The organism is Comamonas testosteroni ATCC 11996 (genome assembly GCF_000241525.1).
Taxonomy (GTDB): domain Bacteria; phylum Pseudomonadota; class Gammaproteobacteria; order Burkholderiales; family Burkholderiaceae_C; genus Comamonas; species Comamonas testosteroni.
On record NZ_AHIL01000043.1, the window covers coordinates 478434 to 502706 of the forward strand.

Sequence of the window (24273 nt, forward strand, 5' to 3'; positions counted from 1 at the left end):
ACTCGATGGGCCGGGACGTTCAGCCTGCTTGCCGGTGCCAGCCTATGCGGACGCCAGTACTGCTGCATGAGGCAGCTCGAGCCGATGCCAGAGCTTGAGCATCTCCTGCAGCAGCGCTGGCGCATGATCTGTGCGATACACCGCGCCCAGCGGCGGCAAACCGCCCTCTAAACGCACATCCAGCGCACGCACACGCCCCTGGGAACGCAGTCCCGGCAGGATGCTGCGGGGCACCAGCGATACGGCCCCAGGCTGGGTGAGCAGGCCCTCCAGCACGGGCAGGGACACGGTGGAGGCCGGAAACCAGGAGGCATCCTCCAGCACGGGCAGCACCTCGGTCTCCACGATATTGCGCACCGCGATGCCAAAGCTCGGCAGCACCCAGCGCGCGCCCCTCAAGGCAGGCAGCGGCACATCGCACCGCCCGACGAGAGGATGATCAGCATCCGCAATCACCACGGCCGCATCCAGCAGCAGCGGCTCGAAGGAAAACTCCACCGGCAAAAGCTGGGGCTGGCGACAGAACACCACATCAAGACCGGAAGCCATGAGCTGCGACAGCAAAGGGGCGCTGGCGTCCTCATGCACATCCACATAGACCTGCGGATGTGCCTCGTAAAAGCGCGGCAGCAGCTGGGACAGCACCGAAAGCGCAGCTGCCGGAATGGCCCCGAGGCGTAGCGCTGCCGAAGCCCCGCGACGGATGGAGGCCAGCGATTCGGACACTTCCTGCAATCCCACCAGCATGCCGCGTGCCGCATCGATCAATGCCTGGCCTGCTACAGTGGGCCGCATGCCGCGTGCATGGCGCTCGAAGAGCTTGATGTCCAGTACCCGCTCAAGCTCGGCCAGGGCCTGGGTAGCCGCTGACTGGCTCATGTTCAGCTCCACTGCCGCCTGCATGACCGAGCCGCATTGCTGCAAAGCCAGCAAAAGCTGCAACTGACGCAGCCGCACCTGCTTGACCATACGGGAAAAGAGCAAGCGGCCCTCAGGGCTTGCAGCCCCTGCTCCGGCCTGTATCTGGGAAAAAGAAGAGTCAGCAGCCATGATTTCAACGGGTGTCGATCGCTTCCACAAAGTTCGTTGCAGCCTCTCGCCAACGCCGGCACCGAACATAGCCGGTGTTCAAGAGCGGACCGCTCGCATCGAGCATCGAAGTGACCGTGATTCGGGTAATGTGCACGCATCTGACTATGCACTCACTCCCGCTTGAGCTGTCGGAGGAAACGCTGCGACACCGCATTGTCGTGGCAATTGCCCCGTCTGCTGATAACAGAGCGCCGTAGCAGCCGCCCGCGAACCTCCCGAAAGCGATCAATGCATGGGCCTACCTAGTCGCTGGCTCGCCTTTGAAATCGCATAGTTCACAAGGCAGTAAAGCGCTGCCACGACCAGGTACACCGGCACCAGCGAGTGGTAGTTCGCTATCAGCACCTTGGCGTTCTGCATGAGTTCACCATAGGTGACGACATAGCCGAAGGTGGTGTCCTTGACCACGATGACCAGTTGCGCAACCAGTGCCGGAACAATGTAGCGAACGGCCTGAGGAAAGACAACGGAGAAAAAGACCTGGACTTCGGTCAACCCCAGGCTTCGCGCGGCATCGGTCTGGCCGCGCGGAACGGCGAGCACGCCCGCACGATATACCTCGGCAACCACGGCTGCGGTACTCAGACCTATGGGCAAGGTCAGCATCCAATAGGTGCTCAGCTTGATCCCGACCGATGGCAGCACCAGAAAGCAAACATAGATGAGCAGCAGCGTCGGCGTGCCGCGCAGGAACTCGATGACAGCAATGCTGGGCCAACGCATCAACCTCAGCCGCGACAGCCGCCCCAGCAGCAGCACCAGCCCGAGGGCCAGAGCAATGACGGCGGCCATCGCCGACGATGCCAGCGTGCCGAGCAGTCCTTTGGCAAGAAAGCTCCAGGTCGTCGGCCAGGCAAAGAATTCCCAGTACGGGGCATCGAACTGCCCTGCCGAATGGAAGCGGAACACAATTGCCACCGCCAGCAAAAGCAGCACGGCTGCGGCGATCACGCTCACCGCGTTGGTGACGGCCCGGGCCTGGGGGCCTGGCGCAGCAAACAGAATGTCCTCCAGAGAACGGCTCATCGCAGTATCCGCACTTTCTTTTCCAGAGCCGCGCCGGCCCAGGCGATGAGCAGGCCTGTCAACACATACATGGTGGCAGCCACTGCGAACGCGGCAATGCCGAGCGCCGAGTCGTTGGCGATCTTGGATACGAGCGCCGTGAGCTCCCGGCCTGGGAACGGCAACTGCGACGCCAGAGAAGTCGACAACATCAATGCAATCAGCAGCGAAGTCATCGGCTGCACCACCGAACGCAGCGCCTGCGGCAGGACCACGGCAGACACAATCTGCAGCGGCCGCATGCCCAGGCTGAGCGCAGCCTCAATCTGGCTACCGGGAATGGTATTGATACCCGAGCGCAGGTAGTCCGCCGTGAATGCGGAGCAGACCAGCGTCAGCGTCAGGATCACGCTGGGCTCATAGTCAATCACGATGTTGAGATCGGGTAGCGCGAAAACGATGAAGATCAGCAGCGCTACGCTGGGTATATTGCGGAAGATCTCGACGTAGACGGTCAGTGCCAAGCGCAGCGGCGGCAATGGCATAAGCCTAAGCACCGCGACGACCGTGCCCAGCATAACCCCGGGCACAAAGGACACCAACGTAAGCTTCCATGTCAGCAAGAGGGCCTGCCAGAAGGCAGGCCCATAGTCGGCCAGGAGCCTGGAAACCTCACCCATCGTTCAAGGCAGAGCGGGCGGCGTCGGAACAGTCGTGCTACCGGTACGCTGCCCTATGGAGATAGTCCAAAGTTTGGCCCAGGTACCGTCAGCCTCCAGCTTCTTCAGGAAGGCATTGATGAATGCTACGCCGTCCGAGCCCTTGGGCAGTCCAACTCCATAGGGGTCCTGCGCGCCGAATGGCGCACCCGCCAGCCGCGCGTTGCTGGTGCCAAGGCTCAGGGCGTTGAGCAGCAGCGTGTAATCGGTCACGTAGGCATCGACGCGCCCCTGACGCAGTGCATCGAGGGCTTCCTGATGTGTCTGAAACTCTTGCACGACAGCCTTGGGAGCATACTGGGCCAATATCGCAGGCCCCGTGGAGCCCGCTTGCGTGGCCACCTTCTTGCCGCCCAGGTCGCTGTAAGACTGAACCGTCTTGTTGTTCGACTTGACCAGCACGCCGGACTGCGATGTGTAGTAAGGGCCGGCAAACGAGATCTTCTCGGCGCGAGCAGGAGTGATGGAGTAGGTGGCGAAGACCATGTCCACCTGATTATTGATAAGCACCTGCTCACGCGTGGACGAGGTCACCTGCGTGAACTGGTACTTGGCGGCGTCGCCCAGAATGTAGCGAGTGATGAGCTGGGCCAGCCCCAGGTCAAAGCCGCGGATCTTGCCGTCTTTCTCATTGAGCAGCGAGAAAAGATTCGATGTTTGCGTGCTGCCGAGGCGCAGCATGCCAGCCTGTTTGATCTTGCTGGCCCAGGTGCTCGATGCGATGGTCGTCGCATCGGCCACAGGCCCCTGCGCAACCAGAGCGTCATAGGCCGCTGCATTGATGGGAGTGCCCTGTGCGAAAAGCGACCCACCGGTCACGATCGTCAGTGCCACCACGGTGGATTTCAGAATGGATTTGATCGACATGCGGTCTTCTTGGATGGTCTGCGACGCGAATCAATATAAAGCAGCATTTGGAATGCGCGAGCCGCTCGTCCGAGCGGAGCCACCATTGTGCACACAATACAGCCCTTGTGCCCCAACACGGCACGACGCCGCCAACAGTCCCAGGCCTTGCCTAGCAATCATTCGAGAGTCTGCCCCGCCCGGCGTCCGGCTGTGGCAACTAGCGAACAGTTGAACTCAAGCTCGATGCGATTGCTCGTGCCCAAGCCGGCCAAGCAGCGCCGGCCGCAGACAAGGCAATATTGCTGCCGCTCGATCACACCGCCAAGGCAACCTGCTGAGAGAACCTCGACGGCAGCTTTCGAGTCATCAGCTTGAGAAGTCGAAACCTCCGCTGTCGCCGAGCGTGAACCAATACACAAGACCCGTAAATAGATCCAGCGATATTGAGCGGCACCTCTGTCCCAGGCACTGTCCATGGCAAACGTGATCAATGATCTCAATGATTGCTAGCAATATAAGGGTTTTCACCAGTCAATATCAGACTCCATAGAGAGAGGCGCACCCAAGGTATCGGCAAAGCTTATAGCTAACCGCAAATAACATGTACTGCCAAGGCTCCGAAATTTCTATATTTCATTCCCATGACGGCAGAAATTCGTGAACAGCACTGATGGTGTAGGCATGGATTGGCCGATATCTTTCAGGAGCCCTCCATGTCCATCTCTTCACGCACTCGCGGCTGCACAAATGGCCTCACTCGCCGCGTCGGCCTGCTCTCTCTGGCGATTGCCAGCTCCTTGTGGACCCTGGCCGCGCCGCAGGCACTGGCCGCTGAGGTCTATCCAAGCAAACCTGTCAAGCTCATCGTACCTTTTGCCGCCGGCGGCTCCACCGACATCGTGGCACGCGTGATTGCCGAAGGCATGCGCACCACGCTGGGGCAACCGGTGATCGTGGACAACAAGGGCGGCGCTGGAGGGCTGATCGGCAGCGAGGCCATCGCCCAGGCAGCTCCGGACGGCTACAGCATTGGCATGGCTACCGTGAGCACGGCCACCATCAACCCCCTGCTCTACAAACGCGCCAGCAAGATTGAGGGCAAGCTGCTGCCGGTGGCCAATCTGGTGACCATGCCTTCGGTCTATATGGCCCACCCCAAGATGGGCGTGAACAACTTCAACGACTTCCTCGCCAAGATCAAGGCACAGCCCGGTACCTACAGCGCCGGAGTACCGGGAATGGGAACGCTGGGACATCTGATGGTTGCCTCGTTCAACGAAACCATGAAGACCCAGATTCAGATCGTGCCCTATCGCGGTAACGGCCCTGCACTCAATGACGCCCTTGCCGGCATGGTCCAGATCATGACCGACCAGCTGCCCTCGGCAATGCCGCAGATCAAGGGTGGCAAGCTGCTGCCTGTTGTGGTCGCCTCACATGGCCGCTCGCCCGACCTACCCAATGTACCGACCTTCAAGGAGCTGGGCTACGACGAACTCAACGAACTGGGCATCAGCTGGTTCGGTCTGGTCGTCCCCAGCAACACACCGGCCCCCATCGTGAAGCAGTTGCAGGATGCGGCTGTCAAAGCCGTCCACCTGCCCGAGGTGCAAAAGCATCTGAAGAATCTGGGCGCTACGGCGACCGAGACGGCGCCCTCCCAGTTCCCGGCCCAGATCGCCGCCGAACTCAAGCGCAACAAGGCCCTGCTCGACAAGGCCGGCGTCAAGCCCGAATAAGAGCCTGCCCTGCAGCCGGCGCTCGCTGCAGTCGGCCAATTTCCTCCTCATGCCCCATCTTCTTCACCACAGCTCAAGGACCCTTTTGCCATGCAAGCGATGAGCGCCCTGCAGAATTTCTTTCAACGTGAGACACCACGCATGACGGCGCTGGCCGACCAGATCTGGTCTCTGGCCGAGCTGCGCTATGCCGAGAATGCTTCGGTCCAGCTCCACATCGATGCGCTGCAGCAGGCTGGATTCCGCATCACACGCGATGTGGCAGGCATCCCCACCGCCTTCATGGCCGAATGGGGCGATACCGGCCCGGTCATTGCCTTGTTGGGTGAATACGACGCCCTATCAGGCCTGAACCAGCAAAGCGGTGCACTGGTGTGCACCCCGTCCACCGAAAGCCCCGGCCTGGCCGGCCACGGATGCGGCCATCATCTGCTGGGCACTTCGGCGCACTTTGCCGCTATTGCTCTGCAGCAGCACCTGAAAAGCACCGGAACGAATGGGCGTGTGCGCTACTACGGCTGTCCGGCCGAGGAAGGCGGCTCCGGCAAGACCTTCATGGCCCGTGCCGGCGTGTTCGATGATGTGGATGCAGCACTGACCTGGCACCCAGCCAGCTACACCGGTCTGTTCAGCCAGAGCACGCTGGCCAATATCCAGGCGAAGTTTGTCTTCCACGGCAAGGCATCGCATGCTGCGCACTCTCCCCACCTGGGCCGCAGCGCCTTGGATGCAGTGGAGCTGATGAACGTAGGGGTGAACTATCTGCGCGAACACATGCCCTCGGACGCTCGTGTGCATTACGCTGTCACCGATAGCGGTGGTCTGTCGCCCAATGTCGTGCAAGCGCGCGCCGAAGTGCTGTATCTGGTACGGGCAGCACGCAACCACGAAGCCGCCGAACTCTATGAGCGTGTTCAGAACGTGGCGCGTGGCGCCGCGCTGATGACAGACTGCAAGCTCGAAATCATCTTCGACAAGGCCTGCTCCAATCTGCTGCAAAACAGCACGCTGAACAGCGTGATGCATGCGCAGATGCAGGCACTGGGACAGTTGCAAGCCGATGCACAGGCGCATGCTGTTGCCGGCCAGTTCCAGGCCACGCTGGACAAAAACGATGTTGATGCCGTCAGCCGCCCTTTGGCGAGCGTGTTGCGTGGCAAGGTGCCAGCCATTTTTGAAGGTCTGACGCCCTACGACCCGAACGCCAAAGACATCATGTTCGGCTCCACCGACGTGGCCGATGTGAGCTGGATTACGCCCACGGCTCAAGCCTGGGTGGCCTGCTATGCCTTCGGCACGCCGCTGCACTCCTGGCAGATGGTGTCGCAAGGCCAGTCCGGCCTGGCCCACATCGGCATGGTGCACGCCGCAAAGATTCTCACGGCCACCGCCGTGGAGCTGTTCGCCCAGCCCGAACTGCTGGAGCGCGCCAAGGAGGAGTTGCTACAGCGCCGTGAAGGCAAGCCCTATGTCTGCCCCATTCCCGCGGAGGTAGCCTTGCCTTTTCTGCGCAAATAAGAGAGAAGTGAGCCCCTCACCCTGAAAACGATCACAGCACTTCGCAGCCAGATTTCCTGAAAGCGTCTGACAGGATTGATCTTCCCCCTGTACACCAGCTTGCTCTGCCTCAACGCGACGGCTGCCAAAGCTTGATGCAACACAAGCCCCCGGCCCGGCCAAGCAGCCATAGTAAGACATGCCCGCAAGACTGCGGAGACTCAACAGGGAGGAACCATGAAGCTGATGATCGATCTCTTTTCCACCGACTACGGGCTGATGAGCCTTGCCGTGATTGTGCTGATCATCGTCATGGCCGCATTCTTCACCCGCCTCTTCCTGGGCAAGATGAAAAACGTTGCAAACACCCCGCTGGAATAGTCCCGAGCTTCGCTGCATGCTGCATAGGTACTGCCTTGAGTTGCTGGCGGGACAACTTGGATTGAACGCAAAAAGCCGATGAGTTCGCTACTCCCCGGCAATTTATATATCCAGGACGAAGGAGTCAGTGCAAGCTCTCTCAGCCCCTCTTGCAGGGGCTTTTTTTCTTGCCAGGATTTTCTGCGGATAGGTATCGAAGACTTGGCTATTGTTTTTCAAGGCATTCTTGAATCTTTACACGTCAGGAAGCAAGAGTCGACCAAGAGTGCTCGGGGCATTTACTTGCCGAAGAAAATCCAGCTGCAGTGAAGCGCGCGCCACAGGCCCACCCCAACACTTCGGGTTCAGCGCCACAATCCGCCTTGCCAGCGGCAAACACCACGTTGGCCACATAAAGACCGACAGCCAGGAATACCTGTACGCCAGGGCACAAGCAGGAAGAAAGCGCCAAGGTCAAGCGCATGTATGCCGGTCCCTGTCTCGAACACCATGTCTTGAGGAGCTGCTTACTGCAGGGAGGACAGGCGCTACTGATTGTTCCGCACCGAACGCGGCAGCACTCCGTGAATCAAAAGAGAGCTCGACCGGTGGCGCCATCAGTTGGGTGCGACTTTCTGCGTCTGCATCGAGGCAATGCGCCTGAAGCCATTCGAGGAGAGCGCTCTTGTTCATGGGCCTCGCGATGTAATAGCCCTGTCCTTCATAACAATCCATGGCGAGCAATGCCTGGCACACAGTGGCGTCCTCGATTCCTTCGGCGAGCACGCTCAGCCCGAGCTTGCGACCCAGTTGAACGACCATTTCCGCTATCCGTGCGCCGTCCGGTTCGCTAAGCTGACACACAAAGGAACGGTCAATCTTGATCCGATCCAGAGGAAGCTGCTCCAGATAGCTCAGCGAAGAGTACCCGGTACCGAAATCATCGATGGCGATGGAGACGCCTTCTGCCCTCAGCGCCGACAGCGTTGATTTCAGCAAATCCGTGGGAAGCGCCGCCACTGATTCGGTGATCTCCAGCTCAAGGTGATCCCCTCGCAAACCACTGCTGGCGAGTGCTGCGCAGACGATCTCAAGGAATCCAGGGTCCTGAAGCTGCACCGTCGAGACATTGACGGCAATGCGCTGAGGCGCGACTCCTGCATCCAGCAATTCGCGCATCGCTGCACATGCGGCCATGAGCACCCATTGGCCAAGGGCCACAATCAGACCCGAGTGCTCGGCAACAGGGATGAACTTGTCCGGAGGCACGAATCGGCCATCTTCCGTACGCCATCGCAGAAGCGCCTCAATTCCAACGACGCTATGCGTCACCAGGTTGAGCTGAGGCTGATATACCAGAAACAGCTCCCGGTTCTCGATCGCCTCTCTGAGTTCCGATAGCAACAATGCCCTGGATCGTGCCTCGGATCCCATCTGATCGGAGTACCGCAGCACCTGACCGCGGTGATCTCGCTTCGCACGCTTGAGTGCAATCGTGGCATCCTTGACCAAGTCCGCCCCTGCTCGAAACTCTTGAGGCAAAAGCACATAGCCACAGGTGAGCGAGACCTTGTAAGGAGCCCCATCAATACTCAGCGGTTGGCGCACGCACTCAAGCAGACGCCTGGGCTGCACCTGTCCAATAGCCCCCAATACCCCGAAGGTGTCTGCACCCAGCCTGGCCAACAGCACATCGCCTGGCAGCACATCTTCAAGACAGCGAGCAACGCGCTCCAGAAGACGGTCCCCGAACAGATGCCCCATCAGGTCGTTCGTGGCACTGAAATCGTCAATGTCGATCAGCGCCAGAATGTAGTCGTGCAAGCCCTGTCTTGCGCATTCATCGACTGCCTCGACGAAATGGGCGCGATTGGGAAGATTCACCAGAGGATCATGATAGGCACTCTCTTTCAGGCGCCCGAGCAAACCGCGGTTATGCAGCAATGTGCTCAGGTTGGCACAGAAGACATCCAGCAGCTGCGGATGCAGTACAGCATGGTGCCTGGGCACATCGATAAACACCACGAAGTTCTGTCCATCATCGTGGCCGATATGCAGTGCCAGCCCGCCAGTCTCGCCGTAGACATTGCAGCGGCCTTCAACCGCCTTTCTTAGCAAGCCCAGTTCCGATGTCTGCGGCAACAACTCCAGAGGACGCCCAATCAGCTCGGAGAATCGGCCCGTTGCCGCCTGCACGAAGTAGCAGCCGTCGGGATTGGCCACCTCCTGAGCACACACCACACCTACTTGCGCAACCTTCAGCAAAGCCGCCAGCTGTGTCAGTACGCCGGATGCGAATTCGTAGCAATCCTTGATCTCCAGCAGAGATGCACTGGATCGCAGAACATGCTCCAGGCCGCCTCGGCTTGTGTCCGCCGCGCACAGCTGTTTATAGGAGCGAACTGCCGTGGCAACGATGACGTGCAACCGATCCGCAGTCAGTTCCGCTCTAGTTCTGTAATCACTGATGTCATTTTCAATCAGTGCATCGAGCCCGGGCTCCTGCCCCGGTTGGCCGGACAGAAGAATGATGCGGGTATTGCGCAGGGCCGCAGCATGGCGTATGAAATGCACCAGATCAATTCTCACGCCCGCCCGCTCCATCGCAAGATCGAGTATGACCACGGCCAGGTCGGTTTCGCTCAGAAGCAGCTGTCTTGCCTCGTCGCCAGAAAACGCATTCAAAAACAGCAGCGGGCGCTCGAACAGCATCTGCGCATCCAAAGAGGAACGGCTTGCCGCGTGAACCTCTGGATCTGCGCTCACAATGAGGATGCGCCACCTTGGTCCAAAGGCCGAGTCTGCGCTTGGCATTGCATCGGCGGAGACCAGGCGCGACTGATCCCCCCCTGGAGCTGGCTCAGGTCTCATGCTCGAGAGATTGCAAAAAACACGACGAGAGGCAGACCTGGTTGCGTCCGCCACGCTTTGCGACATAAAGCGCTTCGTCAGCGAAGCCATACGCGCTGTCGAAATCGCCGCCCGGGGGTGCCCAACTCACGCCAAAGCTGGCAGTGACAGCACTTCCATCGGGCAGACCGAAATCGCAGATCTCAATCGCGCGCCGGAGATCCTGTGCAAGTCTTTCGGAAACGTCCGCACTCTGACGAGGTAGCACAACGGTGAACTCCTCACCGCCGACCCGGCCGATCTGCGCTGAGGAAGGCACCACGGCCTGAAGGCAGGCAACAACGCCGAGGATGACCTTGTCACCCGTCGGATGACCAAAACTGTCGTTGATTCTCTTGAAGTGATCGATATCCAGCACGATCAGTGAAAGATCATCATGCACAAAATACTGGTTCACCAGTTCGATGACTGCAGCCCGGTTCAGGACACCAGTCAGCGTGTCGTGAGTAGCCCGATGTTCAAGCTCTGCCGCCAGATCCTGAAGCCGGGAATTCAACTGATTCATCTCCAGTTCCGCGCGATCGCTGCGGCGCACCAGTCGGCGTGTTTCTCGCAACAGCCTTTCGTATGCAAGAAGCAGGTCACCCAAAGCCTGTCTGCATTGAGATGGCGCTGTGCAGGCGCAGCCGGTATGTGCCGCTCGCGCAGTCAACAGCGCCTGGTTCTCTGCTTCAAACAGATCTGGCGCCACTGAAGTGCCAGGGCTGTCCATTCAGGTTGCTCCAACTGGATGGGCAACAAACTCGAGAGCTGGAAAATCCTCGCTCAGCTCCTGCCCGAACTCAAGAATCGTGTCGTCTTCTTCATCGTGATACCAGTTGAGCACCACGTGATTACCGGCCTCTGCGCAGTTGCTCAAAGCCTCTATCAAATTGAAGAGCATTTTGGTACTGGAGCTATTGAAATACGCCAGCGCAATATTCACTTCGATCGTTGTCTCTATCTGTGCGGACAGGTAGTCCTTGAGCCGAGAAATGATGTCGCTGTAGAAAGCTGCAGCATTTTCCGGATAGGACTCGCCGCGCATGCTCAAGGTATGCGCATCAAAAATGAAATCCACCTCGGGAGAGCTGGGCGTTGGGGCAATGTAGAGGTTTTCCATCAGTTTTCTTTATTCGTTGACGGTCTCGCTGTGCCTATATGGCTGCCTTCAGGTAGAAGACAGGCGAATCGCCAGATTCCCCGTCGAAGTCGAACTCCAACGGCTCCCTGGCATCCCGGGCAACGGTCAAGAAACCCATGCCCGCACCCTTGCTTCCCTCAGGCGTCTCCTCGCGAAGTGTCTGTCGATAAGCTTGCTTGATCTCTTCAAGCGTCATGCTCCGCAGTGCATTCAGTTTCACCCGCAGCGCTTCGGCCATCAGTGACTCGATAGGATTGGCGCAAAGCAGCAAAAAGCTGCCGTCCTCCTCTCGACGAATGCAGACCGAGCCATGACGTAGCTCCCCGTTGTTCAGACTGGAGGGGGTCAGCGAATCCGCTGAGTAGTGAATGATGTTCTGCGCCATCTCCACGAACGAGGAAAACAGCTTGCGCCGGGTCGGAGCGGCAACCCCGGCAACTTCAAGCTGCAACTTCACTGCATCGGCCATGGCCGCAACGATGTGCTGCGAGAAATACCCGACGTAATAGAAAATGACTTGGTGCTGGCGCGCCAAATTGAAGAAGGATCCGTACTTCTCAGCAATCATGGGGGAAGGCATATATGGGCCTTGAGACTAGGCACGAAAACAGAAAAAAGTCAGATCGTCGCGGCGGTGGTGTTCACCTTGCCAGACGCGCAGAGATTCGAGCAAGGCCATATTGATCTCTGAAGGAGACTTCTGTCGATGCTCAAGCAGTGATTCCCGCACCCGGCGCTTGCCAAGAGCGATACCGCGTGGCCCGCCGATCTGGTCAATCAGTCCATCGGTGCTCACAAAGACAAGCGTGCCGCGGGGAAGGCTTACCTCCTGGTTGAGCCAGGCGAAATCGATTTCGCTGTCGACATAGCCGACTCCCTTGCGCTGCCCCTCCAGCATCTCAACAGTGTCCGCATCAGGGCGCAGCAGGAACATGGACAGTCGTGCGCCCGCGAAGGTCAAGCGCCCGCTTGCGGGCTCAAACCAGAAGCAGGCCGCATCCATGCCGTCGTCCGAGCCCGGTGTTGCGTCCTGACCGTCGACTTGGCCCAGCATCTGCTTGATGCTGCGATTGACATGCCCCAGCAGACTGGCCGGATCGCGGGACCCGTTCTGCTCTATCGCCTGGTTGAGGCTGGTCGACGCAATCAAGGTCATGAAAGCACCTGGCACGCCATGCCCCGTGCAATCAGCCACGGTCGCAAACCAGCCATCGGTGTCGGTGCTGAACTGGTAGAAATCGCCACCGACAATGTCACGTGGCTCCCACACCAGATGTGCTTCGGGACAGGCTCTTGCGAGCGCATCCAGGGAGCTGCGAAGTGTCGACTGCTGAATCACGCTGGCATATTCGATGCTGTGCATGATCTGGCGATTGCGCGAAGCCTGCATATCCGCCACTACCCGCATGAGCTGGAGCCCATTGCCTGTTCCGGCAAACACACCATCTCGGGTAACGATAAAGCCGTCGGACAGCGCTTTTTCGCCGTACTCCACTGTTTTGAAAGTCAGCGCCTCGATGTCCAAAGCTGCATCCACGATCAGCGGCTCTTTATCCATGAACGCGATACAGCTCTTGCGACCATAAAGCTCCATGCGGAACTGCTTGCTCATCTGCGACAGGAAGATGTTGCGATTGATGAGTCCGATGGGCTGTTTGCCCTCAACGACAGGCAGGCTGACAAGGTCACGGTAGCGGTTGAAAACCTCCATGACTTTCTCATTCGTGTCATCAGTCGTCATGCACGGAACCTCGGTGCAGAGATCGGCAGCACTCGGTGGGCGAAAGCGTGGCCGGAAGTCGCTCAAATACTCGGGGATTTCTGGCATGCAGCATCGCCATAGGAATCATTGTGAGCAAATGTTACACACGCTATATGGCGATTTCATGACAAAGCAATAGTGAAGCCATTTCACTGACACATTCAACAGCTCACAGGAACGAAACGGCCCCCTGCAGCCTCTGTGGAGTTTCAGCAAAGACGCTTTACAGCGCAGGTTGAGTGCATACGTAATCAAAAGAGATTCCAGCCTTGAACGCTGCATCGAAGCATCGAAGCATCCTGCTTGTGACTGGAATCAGCGCCACGGGACTTCCGTTCCCCTGCCCCCTGTTCTAGGCGGTATCGTCATCGCCTCCGTTGTGTGGACGTCCGATGTCTGCCGCTATACCGGGCTTGGTATTCCAGGCTTGGGGCGAGCGTTTGGCTAGCCCACCCTGCCTTACTGGGCAAGCTGCTGGAATCGGGCCTGCCTCAGGTACAGGTCGCCGAGAATTACGGCGACGAATCGGAGCGCGTCTTTGCCCACGCCTTCAAGTGCTGGTGCGGCCTGCCGCCACGCGCCTACCAGCGCAAAAAACCAGGCACTCCGAAAAAAGCTTGCGGCGCTGAAACAAGGCTGTGCCGCCCTTGCCGGGCCGGCAATCGCTGGCTCGAGCCGCCGGCCTCCCTCAAACTTAGAAATAGGCACTCTGCGATGCGCCGCCCACGATCTCATGCGGGCAAAGCCCGCTTTGCGCTAACAGAGAAGGCAACCGCAGCGGAGATGCCTGCGGCTCGAGCATCCGCAGGCATCTTGAATCTGCCGCAGCTCAAGCGGAAATTCCAGGCGCAGCCGCAGTCAGTAATGCGGCGGCAATTCGTCGCGCAGATTGCGCACCGCCCCCCCGCCTTCTGGCGCTTGGCGCTTGAGTTCCCTCACCTCGTTGATCAACAGATCGATCTGCTGCTGCTGACGGTAGATCGTCATATTGAGTTGTTCGAGCAAATCCTCGGTGTAGCTGGCCTTGATCTCCAGCTCCATGATTCGCTCTTGCAGCGCTTCGTGACTGTCGCTCATGCCTTGAGCGCCTTGGCAAGACGAGCAATACCTGCGCGAATCTTGTCCTCGTCAGCCGTGGCAAACGAGAGGCGGAAGGTCGCCGTATCAGGGTTTTGTGCATAGAACGGAGCGCCCGGCACAAAGGCCACACCCTCTTCAATGGCCTTCTTGGCCAGCACAGCCGCATCCGCCAATTGGCCACGCGCGCCCGTCAGACGCACCCACATGAACAGGCCGCCGGCAGGCTGTACGAACTCGACGGCATCGCCCAGTTGCTCGCGCAGCGCATCGCCCATGGTCTCGGCACGCTTGGCATAGACCTCGCGCACATGGGCCAGGGTCCTGGGCATGGCGCCGGACCTCAGGTACTGAGCTGCAGTGGCCTGGGCAAAGGTGCTCGTATGAGCATCGCTGAACTGCTTGCACATCACTGCGCGAGCAAGCAATTCGGGATGTGCAATCAGCCAGCCGATACGCAGACCGGGGCTAAGCACCTTGGACAAGGAACCGCAGTGCGCCAGCCACTCGCGGCTGCCGGGGACTTCGCGTGTCAGTGACAGCAGACTGGCAGGAGGCGCTTCATTGAAGTACAGATCGCCGTAGGGGTCGTCTTCCACAACCAGAGTCTGGTACTTGACGGCCAGTTCCAACACCTTTTTGCGGCGTTCCAGACTCAGCATGGCACCACTGGGGTTGCCAAAGGTCGGGATCAGATAGACCAGCTTGGGCTTGTGCTCGGCAATCAGCTTTTCCAGCTCGTCGGTCTTCACGCCATGCTCATCCACAGGGGCGGAGATCACCTCTGCGCCATAGAGGCGGAAACACTGAATCGTGGCCAGGAAAGTCGGGCCTTCGACGATGACCTTGTCACCCTCTCCCACCATGGTCTTTCCCAGCAAGTCCAGCGCCTGCTGGCTGCCGGTGGTGACGATGAGCTGATCAGGCGCCACATCGGGCACGCCCTTGCCGGCCATAAAGGACGACAGTTGCTCGCGCAGCGGCTGGTAACCCTCTGTCGCACCGTACTGCAATGCGGCTCCCGCCTCCTGCTGCAGGGCTGCCGCAGAGGCAGCGCTGATCCCGGTTACGTCAAACATTGCACTGTCCGGAAAGCCGCCCGCAAAACTGATGATGCCTGGCTTGCCCAGCAGCTTGAAGAGTTCGCGGATCGCAGAGGTTTCTACGTTATCGAGTCGTTTGGCAAATTGCATACGTTTTCTTGGTTAAAGCGCTACGGGAATCTCGTCGCTGCTTGAGCGGCAGATGCCCATTGTGGCGCGCGAATCGCCCCAGAGACAGGAAGTGGCTTTTATGTAGGCGCTATTCCATGCAGCAAGTAATCAAACTCCTACCAATTTTCAAAAGTTGATAGCAATTGTTAATTGCGCATAACTTCGTGTCTCAAACTTTGAATTGGACAGTACAGCCTCTCTGAAAAGAACATACGCCTACCGATTCTCGGACCGCGTACTTGACGAATTTTTTCACTTGTTTTTGGGATGGAGGATTTATGCGTACTACCACTTTTACCAGCAAGGCCTTGTCTGCCGCGATTAACGGCAAGACCCCGTCGAGCTTGCGCACCCTGTGTGCTGTGGCTCTGGTTGCCAGCCTGGCAGCCTGCGGCTCGAGCGGCTCTTTGCGCAGCGACCTCGGCGGCACCGGCGGCGGAGACGTTGTCGCCGGAGGCGGCACCGGTGGAGGAACCGGCGGCGGTACTGGTGGCGGTACTGGCGGTACCGGAGGCGGCACTGGTGGCACCGGCGGTGGCACTGGCGGCGGCACCGGTGGTGGCAACACCGGCGGCGGTGATGGCGGCACGGGCAATCCGCCTGTGGCAAGCACTCCGCTCACTCCGGTGCGCGACACCGTGGCGGATGTCACTGGAACGCTTTCCGGGACAAGCGGCGTCATCAGCGACGTCAACAACATCGTGACTTCCACCCTGGGCACGGCTACCAGCGGCACGCCTCTGAGCGGTGTGGCCCAGCCGGCCGGCGGCATTCTTGGCAATGTGAACAATGCCGTCAACAGCGTGGGTAGCGGCGTCAGTGCAGGTCTGGGCCAGATCGGCAAGACGGCCGACCCCATCGGCACCACCTTGCAAGGCGTGGCTCCCGCCGTCGGCTATCTGGGCGCGGCAGTCACTTCGGCAGGCAAGACGGTCAGTGCGCTGGACACTCCTCAGCTTGGCGTGGTCGGTGATGTGGCAGGCTTGGCGGGCGGCACGGTGCAAATCCTTGGCACCACCGTTTCCGGCGTCGAAGGCACGGTGGCAAAGCTGACCAGCAACCCGCTGGTCTCGGGTCTGACGACTCAGGTCAGCCAGGTCGCCACGCCGGTGTTGAGCACCGTCCTGGGCACCACCCAGAATCTGGTTCAGACCACGGGCCTGGGCCAGCCGGTTAACAGCTTGCTGGGCACCGTGGGCGGCGTAGTCAATCATGTGGGAGCTTCCGTCACCAGCACCGGAGTTCCGGTTGTTGCTCCGCTGGGCGGCGTGGTCTCGGGTGTCGGCCAGACCGTGGCCGGCCTGGGTGGTGTGGCGACTGGTCCCGGCACACCTAGCGGCGGCCTGCTAGGTGGCGTACTTGGCAATGTCACGGGCGGTGCAGGCGGCTCTGCTGGTGGAGCAGGCAATATTGTCGGCGGCGTGCTGGGCGGCGTCACAGGCCTGGTCGGTGGCGTGACCGGTGGAGCAAGCGGTGGCGGCAATGCCGGTGGCCCTGTCGCTGGAGCAGGCAATCTGGTCGGAGGCGTGCTGGGCGGCGTCACAGGGCTTGTCGGTGGTGTCACAGGATCGGCAGGCGCTCCGGCAGGAGGCACCGGCAGTGCAGGCACTGCGGTGACGGGCCTGGTCGGCAACACCGTTGGCGCAGTCACAGGCCTCGTGGGCGGTGTACTTGGCGGCGTGACCAATGTCGCTGCAGGCGCAGGAGCAGCAGGTGGTGCAAGCACCTCGGGTGGCCTGCTGGGTGGACTGCTGGGCGGCAATCTGGCGCTCGGCCTGGGCGGTGGAGCGGTAGCCACCAGCAAATAAGGACAACGGCGGTGGCCTGCGTGCGCCGCTTGAGCCTGGCCCGCCTTGAGGCGGGCTTTTTTACGACAGCCCCATACCCAGTTCTGGGGATGTAAGGAACAATGAGAGTCATAAAAATAGAACAGGAGGGACTTTTGCAGTCAAAAGCAAAACCAAAGGGCCGCATCGGCTCCAGGATTCAGGCGTTGGCACTTGTGGCCTGGGCTCCTCTGGCCTGGTCACAGCAGGGCGGCAATCCGCTCAACAGCCTGCCCCAAACGCCCGAATCGGCAAGGAATCTGCAACAGCAGCCCAGGCAGGTTCCGGTGCAGATAGACAAGCCCCCGCCAAGTCCCCAGGATCTCGTCAACCTCCGCGTCGCGGTACGTGGCGTCAATGTGCAGGGAAGCACGGCGATTCCTTTCGAAGAGGTCAGCGCGCTTTTCACCCCCTTCATCAATGGCACGCATACGGTCGGTGAACTCAATGCCGCGACCCAGAAGGTCAGCGAGCTTTACCAGCGCCATGGCTACGCCCTGTCTTTTGCCTACCTTCCTCCACAAGACTTTGCCAATGGCGCGGTGCAGGTCATCGTGGTCGAAGGCTATGTGCAGAGCCTGAATCTGGAAGGCAATTTCGGCCGCTCCGAGGATCAGATACGCGAAATTGCCCAGCCGCTGCTCAATGAGAGGCCTTTGACCACCAAGACCTTTCAGCACCAGACCCAGCTGATGGCACGCCTTCCCGGAGTGCAGATCACGGCATCTGCCAATCTGCCGACCACCACCGATGGTGCGGTGCCCCTGGTCATCAAATCCAAGCACAAGCCCATTGCCGTCACCGTCGGGGGCGAGGCGCGCAAGCCCACGCCGCGCATCATTGCTTCCCTCACCCTGAATGACCCCTTGTGGGCAGGCAGCCAGCTTCAGGCTTCGGCGATGTTGCAAAACCCCGACAAGGAGCGTTTCGGCAGCATCGGCTTCACTCAGCAACTGACACCCGAGGGCACGCAAGCACGTGTCAGCTATTCCGACTACCGCAGCTTCAACCCGCCGGCAACGCGCATTCCAGGCATTGATGACCTGACACAGCAGCGCAAGCTGGACTTCAATATCAGCCACCCGTGGATCTTGAGCAATACCACCCAGCTCAGCACCACGGCGGGTCTGTATGCCATCAATTACAGCCGTGAACTGGCCGATAGCCAGGCCTCCCTGCTGCGTGAGGAAAAGGTTCGCACGCTCTATGCGCAAATGGCCTGGGCGTCCTTTGGCAAGACCACTACCCGTTCGGCTTCGGTCCTGCTGGCCCACGGTCTGGACAGCCTGGGGGCCTACAAAAACCTGGACCTCTACTATCGGCAGGGCTTGCAGCAAAAGTTTGAAAACCCGGCCAAGCTGGACTTCACGCGCATTACCGCCGACTATGCACAGCGCCATCGCTTCGCCAACAAGATGGGTGCCGCTTTTGCCGTTGGCGGGCAATACAGTGCCGACATTCTTCCCGTCCCGGAGAAAATCTCCTTTGGCTCCACCCGCTTCGGCCGTGGCTATCAGGCTGGCGAGTTTTCTGGCGATTCCGGCATGGGCGCCAGTGCCGAGCTCAACTACCAGTTCCTCATCAACCAGGCCTGGATCAAGTCGGCCGAACCCTATCTGCTCTATGAGTGGGCACGCACGCATCAGCAAACCAGCGGCGTCAGCGGCAATACACTGCGCTCTGCCAGTCTGGGGCTGCGCCTGTCCGACAGCCGCCATTACGCACTGGACCTTGCCATGAGCAAACCGCTGGGCGATCGCTCTGTCAACAACCCCGATCGGGAACTGCGCTACAGCCTTGTGTTGAGCTACAACCTGGATCCCTGACTTGCTGCGGTTCCGCCCGCCGAGCCGCTGTGTACCCCAGCGGCTTTTTCTTTGTTCCGCCCCTGAACGACAAGCCACAATATCGCCCATGAAGAAAAACGATATAGCGCCGTTTTTTGCTGCGCTCAAGGCCGCCAACCCCACGCCACAAACCGAGCTGGAATACACCACGGTGTTCGAGCTGCTGACCGCCGTGCTGCTGTCTGCCCAGGCCACCGACGTAGGGGTGAACAAAGCCACGCGCAGGCTTTTTCCTGCTGCCAACACTCCACAGGCCATTCTGGATCTGGGGCTTGATGGGCTGGAGAGCTACATCAAGACCATAGGCCTGTACCGCAGCAAGGCCAAGCATCTGATGGAAACCTGCCGCATGCTGGTTCAGCTGCATGGAGGCACGGTACCCCGAACCCGCGAAGAGCTGGAGGCCCTTCCCGGTGTGGGCCGCAAGACCGCCAATGTGGTGCTCAACGTGGCTTTCGGCCAGCCCACCATGGCCGTGGACACGCACATCTTCCGTGTCGGCAACCGCACGGGGCTGGCCCCCGGCAAGAATCCGCTGGAAGTCGAGAAGCAGCTGCTCAAGCGCGTACCCGATGAATACGCGGTGGACTCCCATCACTGGCTGATCCTGCTGGGCCGCTATGTCTGCCAGGCACGCAAGCCCCGCTGCTGGGAATGCGTGGCTTCGAAATACTGCGATTTCACGCCCAAAACCCTGGCACCGGCAACAGGAAAAAAGAGCTAGAAACGCCTTAACTGCACATCCACAAAAAGCTTTCAGCTATATTTTTTGCATCAACTCTTGCCGCTGACGCCAGCCGATTCAAAGCTGGCCATATTGTTGAGCATGGTGCATGCCGAGCGCAGCAGCGGCCAGGCCAGCGCCGCGCCAGAGCCTTCGCCCAGGCGCAATTGCCAGTCCAGCATGGGCTGGGCCTGCAGGTGGGCCAACATACGGGCATGACCCGGCTCACCCGATCGGTGTGCATACACGCAACGCTGCAGCACATGGGGCTGCAGGCGGCTGGCCACCAGCACGGCGGCTGTGGTGATAAAGCCGTCCACCACGATCAGGCGGCGTTCGGCCGCGGCCTGCAGCACGGCTCCCGTCATGGTGGCGATCTCCAGCCCGCCCATGGCAGCCAGCACGGCCAGTGGCTCTTGCACGCCGGCATGAAAATCCAGCACCCGCCTGAGCACGGCGATCTTTCGTGCCAGGCCTTCGCTGCTAAGGCCCGTGCCCACTCCGGTCACTTCCTCGACCGGCTCGCCGCACAGACGCGCCAGCAGCAATGAAGCGCTGGATGTATTGCCTATGCCCATCTCGCCCAGCAACAGTGCATTGCCCGGCAGTTTCTTGACCAATTCTGAGCCATTGCGCAGCGCCATCGCGCATTGGGCTTCGCTCATGGCCGGGCCCTGGCTGCAGTCCGCCGTACCATAAGCCACCTTGCGCCGCCACAGGCGCGGCTCATGGGCCTTGGGAAGCTTGTGCGCAGGATCCTGCTCGCGCACCTCAAAGTCGCGGGCCACGCCGCAGTCGACCACGTTCAGATCAATCCCGTTCTGCAGAGACAGCACACTCACAGCGGCGCCGCCAGCAAGGAAGTTCTCCACCATCTGCCAGGTCACGTCGACCGGATAGGCCGACACACCTTGAGCGGCCAGTCCGTGGTCCGCAGCAAACACTACCATCTGCGGTGCATACAGATTGGGAGTTTCGCAACCCACGATGCCGGCAATGCGCAATGCCAGTTGTTCCAGCACGCCCAACGATCCCTGGGGCTTGGTCTTGAAATCCAGGCGATGCTGAACCCGGGCTTGCAGCGCCGCATCATGGATGTCCTGCACCTGCGGGCAGGACCAGATGGTGGACGGTGGGAATTCGGAAAAGGAAGCGGAACTCATGCGTGCAGTCATTCCCGGTGCATCAGGCCTGGGTGCCATCCACCACCGGGATGCAGAAGGCACGTTTTTGCGATCTTGCAAGTATCGCGCTTTCATTGGCACTGCAACGCCAAGTTCACCGATTGCCCAGGAGCTGTATGAAAAAAGGCCCCTAAGGGCCTTGACTGAAGACGCTGCAAAAGCCTCAGCGAATGACTTCCTCAACCGTGATTTCGCGCAAGATGCCGCCATCCTTGACCGAGCCGCTGACAGCGCCGTCCTTGACACGCGCCATACAGGCCTGCTGGTCGATTTCGGTCTTGAACACGCCGCAGCGGGCATAGGCATTGCGCTCGTACTGGCTGAGGCCTTGGCCGTCATCGAGCTTGCCCTTCTTGGCTTCGGCACTGGCCGCCATCGCCTCGCGAGAAGACGAATTGTTCTCGCGCATGGGACGCTGGCCCTTGTGATGATGGCGGTGATGCTTTTTCATCGCAGGCTTGGCCGCATCCATCGCAGCTGCCTCAGCCGCTGGCTTGGCTGCATCCACCTGTGCGCTGGCCATGCCTGCCAGTGACAAAACCGCTGCACCCAAAGCCAGTTGAAGAGTCTGAACCTTGAAAAAAGCCATACGCAACTCCATTCCAAAAAGTGAATAGCCCGGTCAGCTTGCACGCACTCTCAGGCAGGGCTTATCGGTTCAGCGGCTTTGAGCCCGCAGGATCAGTCCTACAACTGCTGCGGGCGCTCAGAGCGCGCACGGCTCAAACCATTGCCCCACGCCCTGCGCCAGCCGCTCAAACACCTGCTCCAGACTGGGCGCATCGTGGCCGAACAGCGCATGAATTACCTCGGCGTTTTCAAACAGGCCGTGCAGATAGGTACCGATGACAGCACTGTTGCCTCCCTGCCATAGCATGCCGGGCAACAGTTCCTGAGCCGGTCGCATGCTGGCCATCTGCATGTCGGCACGCAGCTGGGTCTGGCCGTGGTGGATCTCGTAGCCACGCGTCGGCACGTCACTCAAGGCATTCCATGGAGCCTGCAACGCTGGCAGTTTCAAGGTCGTTGGTTGCACGGTCTTGTCCTGTGCAAACAATGTCGCCAGCGGCAGCAGTCCCAGGCCTGCAGCATTGCCGTCCACGCCATGCAGATCGATCAGCGCCTCGCCCAGCATCTGCAAGCCGCCGCAAATGCCCAGCACGCGCTTGCCGAGTTCGGCATGAGCGACAACGGCTGCATCCAGCCCTTGCGCGCGCATCCAGGCCAAGTCAGCAGCCGTGGCCTTGCTGCCTGGCAGAATGACCCAGTCCGCCTCGGCAAGTTGCGCGGGAGAGCGAGCCCAGACCACGCGCACGCCCGGCACTTGCAGCAAGGGCTGAAATTCATCGAGATTGCTGATGCGCGGATAGGCGATGATGGCAATCGTGGTGTGAACGGCCCGCCCGGCTCCCGTGCTGCCGCGATCATCAAACACGCCATCCTCTTCGGGCAGACCGTGCTGGAACTGCATGGGAATGCAGGCCACCGTGGGCACCCCCGTCTTCTCTTCCAGCATCTGAGGCGCCGGCGCCAGCAGTGCCGCGTCGCCCCGGAACTTGTTGAGCACAAAGCCCTTGATGAGCTTTTGCTCATCCTCGGGAAGCAATGCCCAGGTTCCGTAGAGATGGGCAAAGGCGCCGCCACGGTCTATGTCCGAGACCAGCAGGCAATGCGCGTTGCAATGTTTGGCCACGCGCATATTGACCACATCGCTGGCATGCAGATTGATTTCGGCCGGCGAGCCTGCGCCTTCGATCACCACCACATCGTTTTCGGCACGCAGCTCGTCCAGGGCCTGCGCGATCTGCGGCCAGACCTTGAGGCTGCGACCTCGCCAGGGCATGGCGCTCAGCTCGTCATTGACCTGACCGAACAGCACGACCTGACTGCGCGTGTCGGCCTCGGGCTTGAGCAACAGCGGGTTCATGCGCACATCGGGAACCGCCCCCGCAGCCAGCGCCTGCAGATACTGGGCCGTGCCGATCTCGCCCCAGCGGCCCTCGGGCGTGGCAACGACGCGCGCGTTGTTGCTCATGTTCTGCGCCTTGAACGGTGCAACCTTCAGGCCCTGGCTGCGGTAGTAGGCACACAGTGCCGTGGCCACCCAGCTTTTTCCCGCGCCACTGCTGGTGCCCAGCACCATGATGCAACGTGCTGTCATGTCTTAAATCTCGGTTGGGATCGGCAGCACCACACGCTGCAGGATTCGGGCCAGCGCCTCGCCGGGATGGGTGCACATGCCCATATGCGAAGGCGAGGTCTGGATGATGCTGCTGCGCTTGGCGGTGAGCCAGTGGTAGCGCGCCCGCATGGGCAACTGCGCAATCGGCCCGCCATCGACCCGGCCTTCGCAGATGGCCACGATGGAGCCCAGATGACGGTGCACGGCCTCCAGATCCACATTCGGGTCCAGCGCCAGCAGACGCTTTTCATCAAGGGCCACGGCGGCCTGCAGATGGCCGGTGCGCTGGCACGAGAGGATCACGCCTGCATTCACAAATTCCTCACGCTCCACGCGCGGCACTACCCGCACGATGGCGTAGTCGTAGACCTCATGCGCGTGCATCGATCACTCCTTGCAACCAGCGGCCACGCTCGGCAAGCCGGGCCACGAAATAATTGATGTAGGCCTCGCGATGGGCCTGCACATTCTTGAGCAGATCGCCCTCTTTGTCGGCAGCGGCCTGCTCCAGAAAGCAGTCTGGTACCTCGTCCAGAATGCTCTTGAGCACTTCGGGCCCAAGCCTGGCGGCCAGTTGCGCATCCAGCTGCGCCAGCTGGCTGGCCTGCGGCAGCAGCACATGCTCGGCACTGGGCGCAAACGGCTTGGCCGGATCGGCAACCACTCCGCTCCAGGCATGGTGAAACGTCAGACTCGCGCCATGATCGATCAGCCAGGGCTGCTTCTGGTACATCAGCATATTGGTGTTGCGCGCCGTGCGGTCCACATTGCTGACCAGGGTGTCAAACCACACGAGGCGCGAGGCAAAGTCGTCGTCCACCGTGTCCACTGCCGGGTCAAAGTTGATGGAGCCCGGCAGATAGTCCAGCCCCACGTTCAGCCCGTCACTGGCGCGAATCAGGTCCTGAATCTCGGGGTCGGACTCGGTGCGAGACAGATCGCCGTTCAAGTGCAGCAGCACGATTTCGGGCACCGGCAGGCCCAGCGCACGTGCCATGCCGCCAGAGATGATCTCGGCCATCAGTGCACGCACGCCCTGCCCGGCGCCCCGGAACTTGAGCACATAGGTGCCCAAATCGTCGGTCTCGACAATTGCCGGCATGGAGCCGCCTTCACGCAACGGCGTGACATAGCGCTCCACCAGCACCGAGCGCAGCTTCAAG

The 24273-nt window shown here is 60.3% G+C and carries 22 protein-coding genes; 6 read left to right on the forward strand and 16 right to left on the reverse strand.

Annotated elements, in window-relative coordinates:
• Positions 1 to 42 precede the first annotated feature (42 nt).
• The 4 genes from CTATCC11996_RS20575 to CTATCC11996_RS20590 form a co-directional block, all read right to left on the reverse strand.
• Positions 43 to 1050 carry a LysR family transcriptional regulator gene (locus tag CTATCC11996_RS20575; protein WP_042437864.1) on the reverse strand — a complete coding sequence of 336 codons (1008 nt, stop codon included), beginning with the start codon at positions 1048 to 1050 and terminating at the stop codon, positions 43 to 45.
• Positions 1051 to 1317: 267 nt separating this feature from the next.
• Positions 1318 to 2118, reverse strand: a complete 801-nt coding sequence (locus CTATCC11996_RS20580) for an amino acid ABC transporter permease (protein WP_003079959.1) — start codon at positions 2116 to 2118, stop codon at positions 1318 to 1320.
• On the reverse strand, positions 2115 to 2777 hold the full coding sequence (locus CTATCC11996_RS20585) for an amino acid ABC transporter permease (RefSeq protein ID WP_034349767.1): 663 nt from the start codon (positions 2775 to 2777) through the stop codon (positions 2115 to 2117). Before CTATCC11996_RS20585 ends, CTATCC11996_RS20580 begins: the two co-directional genes overlap by 4 nt.
• 3 nt (positions 2778 to 2780) lie before the next feature.
• Positions 2781 to 3683, reverse strand: a complete 903-nt coding sequence (locus tag CTATCC11996_RS20590) for a glutamate ABC transporter substrate-binding protein (protein WP_003079964.1) — start codon at positions 3681 to 3683, stop codon at positions 2781 to 2783.
• Positions 3684 to 4378: 695 nt separating this feature from the next.
• On the opposite strand from CTATCC11996_RS20590, the gene CTATCC11996_RS20595 reads away from it, so the two are divergent.
• The 3 genes from CTATCC11996_RS20595 (at position 4379) to CTATCC11996_RS25220 (ending at position 7282) form a co-directional block, all read left to right on the forward strand.
• The gene (locus CTATCC11996_RS20595; protein WP_034349832.1) at positions 4379 to 5404 is read left to right on the forward strand and encodes a tripartite tricarboxylate transporter substrate binding protein BugE; all 1026 of its coding nucleotides are present in this window, start codon (positions 4379 to 4381) and stop codon (positions 5402 to 5404) included.
• Between the two features lie 90 nt (positions 5405 to 5494).
• Positions 5495 to 6922, forward strand: coding sequence for a M20 family metallopeptidase (locus CTATCC11996_RS20600; RefSeq protein ID WP_003079967.1), 1428 nt, complete (start codon positions 5495 to 5497; stop codon positions 6920 to 6922).
• A 216-nt stretch (positions 6923 to 7138) separates the two neighbouring features.
• Entirely contained in the window at positions 7139 to 7282 is a 144-nt protein-coding gene (locus CTATCC11996_RS25220) for a DUF3149 domain-containing protein (RefSeq protein WP_003056033.1), read from the forward strand.
• 453 nt (positions 7283 to 7735) lie between these two features.
• Here CTATCC11996_RS25220 and CTATCC11996_RS20610 read toward each other — a convergent pair whose 3' ends face one another.
• The 7 genes from CTATCC11996_RS20610 to CTATCC11996_RS20645 all read right to left on the reverse strand — a co-directional run bounded on the left by CTATCC11996_RS20610 (position 7736) and on the right by CTATCC11996_RS20645 (position 15326).
• The gene (locus CTATCC11996_RS20610) at positions 7736 to 9973 is read right to left on the reverse strand and encodes a putative bifunctional diguanylate cyclase/phosphodiesterase (RefSeq protein ID WP_034349834.1); all 2238 of its coding nucleotides are present in this window, start codon (positions 9971 to 9973) and stop codon (positions 7736 to 7738) included.
• Between the two features lie 148 nt (positions 9974 to 10121).
• Positions 10122 to 10883, reverse strand: a complete 762-nt coding sequence (locus tag CTATCC11996_RS20615; RefSeq protein WP_003079973.1) for a GGDEF domain-containing protein — start codon at positions 10881 to 10883, stop codon at positions 10122 to 10124.
• The gene (locus CTATCC11996_RS20620; RefSeq protein ID WP_003079975.1) at positions 10884 to 11273 is read right to left on the reverse strand and encodes a DUF1987 domain-containing protein; all 390 of its coding nucleotides are present in this window, start codon (positions 11271 to 11273) and stop codon (positions 10884 to 10886) included.
• Positions 11274 to 11307: 34 nt separating this feature from the next.
• The gene (locus CTATCC11996_RS20625; RefSeq protein WP_003079977.1) at positions 11308 to 11874 is read right to left on the reverse strand and encodes a SiaB family protein kinase; all 567 of its coding nucleotides are present in this window, start codon (positions 11872 to 11874) and stop codon (positions 11308 to 11310) included.
• A 15-nt stretch (positions 11875 to 11889) separates the two neighbouring features.
• A complete protein-coding gene (locus CTATCC11996_RS20630; RefSeq protein WP_003079979.1) occupies positions 11890 to 13122 on the reverse strand; it encodes a SpoIIE family protein phosphatase in 1233 nt (410 codons plus the stop codon).
• A gap of 792 nt (positions 13123 to 13914) precedes the next feature.
• Entirely contained in the window at positions 13915 to 14133 is a 219-nt protein-coding gene (locus CTATCC11996_RS20640; protein WP_034349775.1) for a SlyX family protein, read from the reverse strand.
• On the reverse strand, positions 14130 to 15326 hold the full coding sequence (locus CTATCC11996_RS20645) for an aminotransferase-like domain-containing protein (protein WP_003079982.1): 1197 nt from the start codon (positions 15324 to 15326) through the stop codon (positions 14130 to 14132). Before CTATCC11996_RS20645 ends, CTATCC11996_RS20640 begins: the two co-directional genes overlap by 4 nt.
• A 299-nt stretch (positions 15327 to 15625) precedes the next feature.
• Between CTATCC11996_RS20645 and CTATCC11996_RS20650 the strand changes: the two genes are divergently transcribed.
• The 3 genes from CTATCC11996_RS20650 (at position 15626) to nth (ending at position 19744) form a co-directional block, all read left to right on the forward strand.
• Positions 15626 to 17155 carry a collagen-like triple helix repeat-containing protein gene (locus tag CTATCC11996_RS20650; RefSeq protein WP_003079985.1) on the forward strand — a complete coding sequence of 510 codons (1530 nt, stop codon included), beginning with the start codon at positions 15626 to 15628 and terminating at the stop codon, positions 17153 to 17155.
• 134 nt (positions 17156 to 17289) lie between these two features.
• Positions 17290 to 18999 carry a ShlB/FhaC/HecB family hemolysin secretion/activation protein gene (locus CTATCC11996_RS20655; RefSeq protein ID WP_172590541.1) on the forward strand — a complete coding sequence of 570 codons (1710 nt, stop codon included), beginning with the start codon at positions 17290 to 17292 and terminating at the stop codon, positions 18997 to 18999.
• A gap of 88 nt (positions 19000 to 19087) precedes the next feature.
• Complete coding sequence (nth, locus tag CTATCC11996_RS20660; RefSeq protein WP_003079988.1) at positions 19088 to 19744, forward strand: endonuclease III; 657 nt, start codon at positions 19088 to 19090, stop codon at positions 19742 to 19744.
• 50 nt (positions 19745 to 19794) lie between these two features.
• Here the strand turns inward: nth and cobT are convergent, their stop codons facing one another.
• The 5 genes from cobT to CTATCC11996_RS20685 all read right to left on the reverse strand — a co-directional run bounded on the left by cobT (position 19795) and on the right by CTATCC11996_RS20685 (position 24266).
• Positions 19795 to 20907, reverse strand: coding sequence for a nicotinate-nucleotide--dimethylbenzimidazole phosphoribosyltransferase (gene cobT, locus CTATCC11996_RS20665; RefSeq protein WP_003079990.1), 1113 nt, complete (start codon positions 20905 to 20907; stop codon positions 19795 to 19797).
• 184 nt (positions 20908 to 21091) lie between these two features.
• On the reverse strand, positions 21092 to 21517 hold the full coding sequence (locus tag CTATCC11996_RS20670; protein ID WP_003079992.1) for a hypothetical protein: 426 nt from the start codon (positions 21515 to 21517) through the stop codon (positions 21092 to 21094).
• Between the two features lie 117 nt (positions 21518 to 21634).
• The gene (locus tag CTATCC11996_RS20675) at positions 21635 to 23089 is read right to left on the reverse strand and encodes a cobyric acid synthase (protein ID WP_034349777.1); all 1455 of its coding nucleotides are present in this window, start codon (positions 23087 to 23089) and stop codon (positions 21635 to 21637) included.
• Positions 23090 to 23092: 3 nt separating this feature from the next.
• Complete coding sequence (locus tag CTATCC11996_RS20680; RefSeq protein ID WP_003079996.1) at positions 23093 to 23494, reverse strand: DUF3037 domain-containing protein; 402 nt, start codon at positions 23492 to 23494, stop codon at positions 23093 to 23095.
• Entirely contained in the window at positions 23481 to 24266 is a 786-nt protein-coding gene (locus CTATCC11996_RS20685) for a HipA family kinase (protein WP_034349837.1), read from the reverse strand. The genes CTATCC11996_RS20680 and CTATCC11996_RS20685 overlap by 14 nt, the downstream gene beginning before the upstream one ends.
• Between the last annotated feature and the right edge of the window lie 7 nt (positions 24267 to 24273).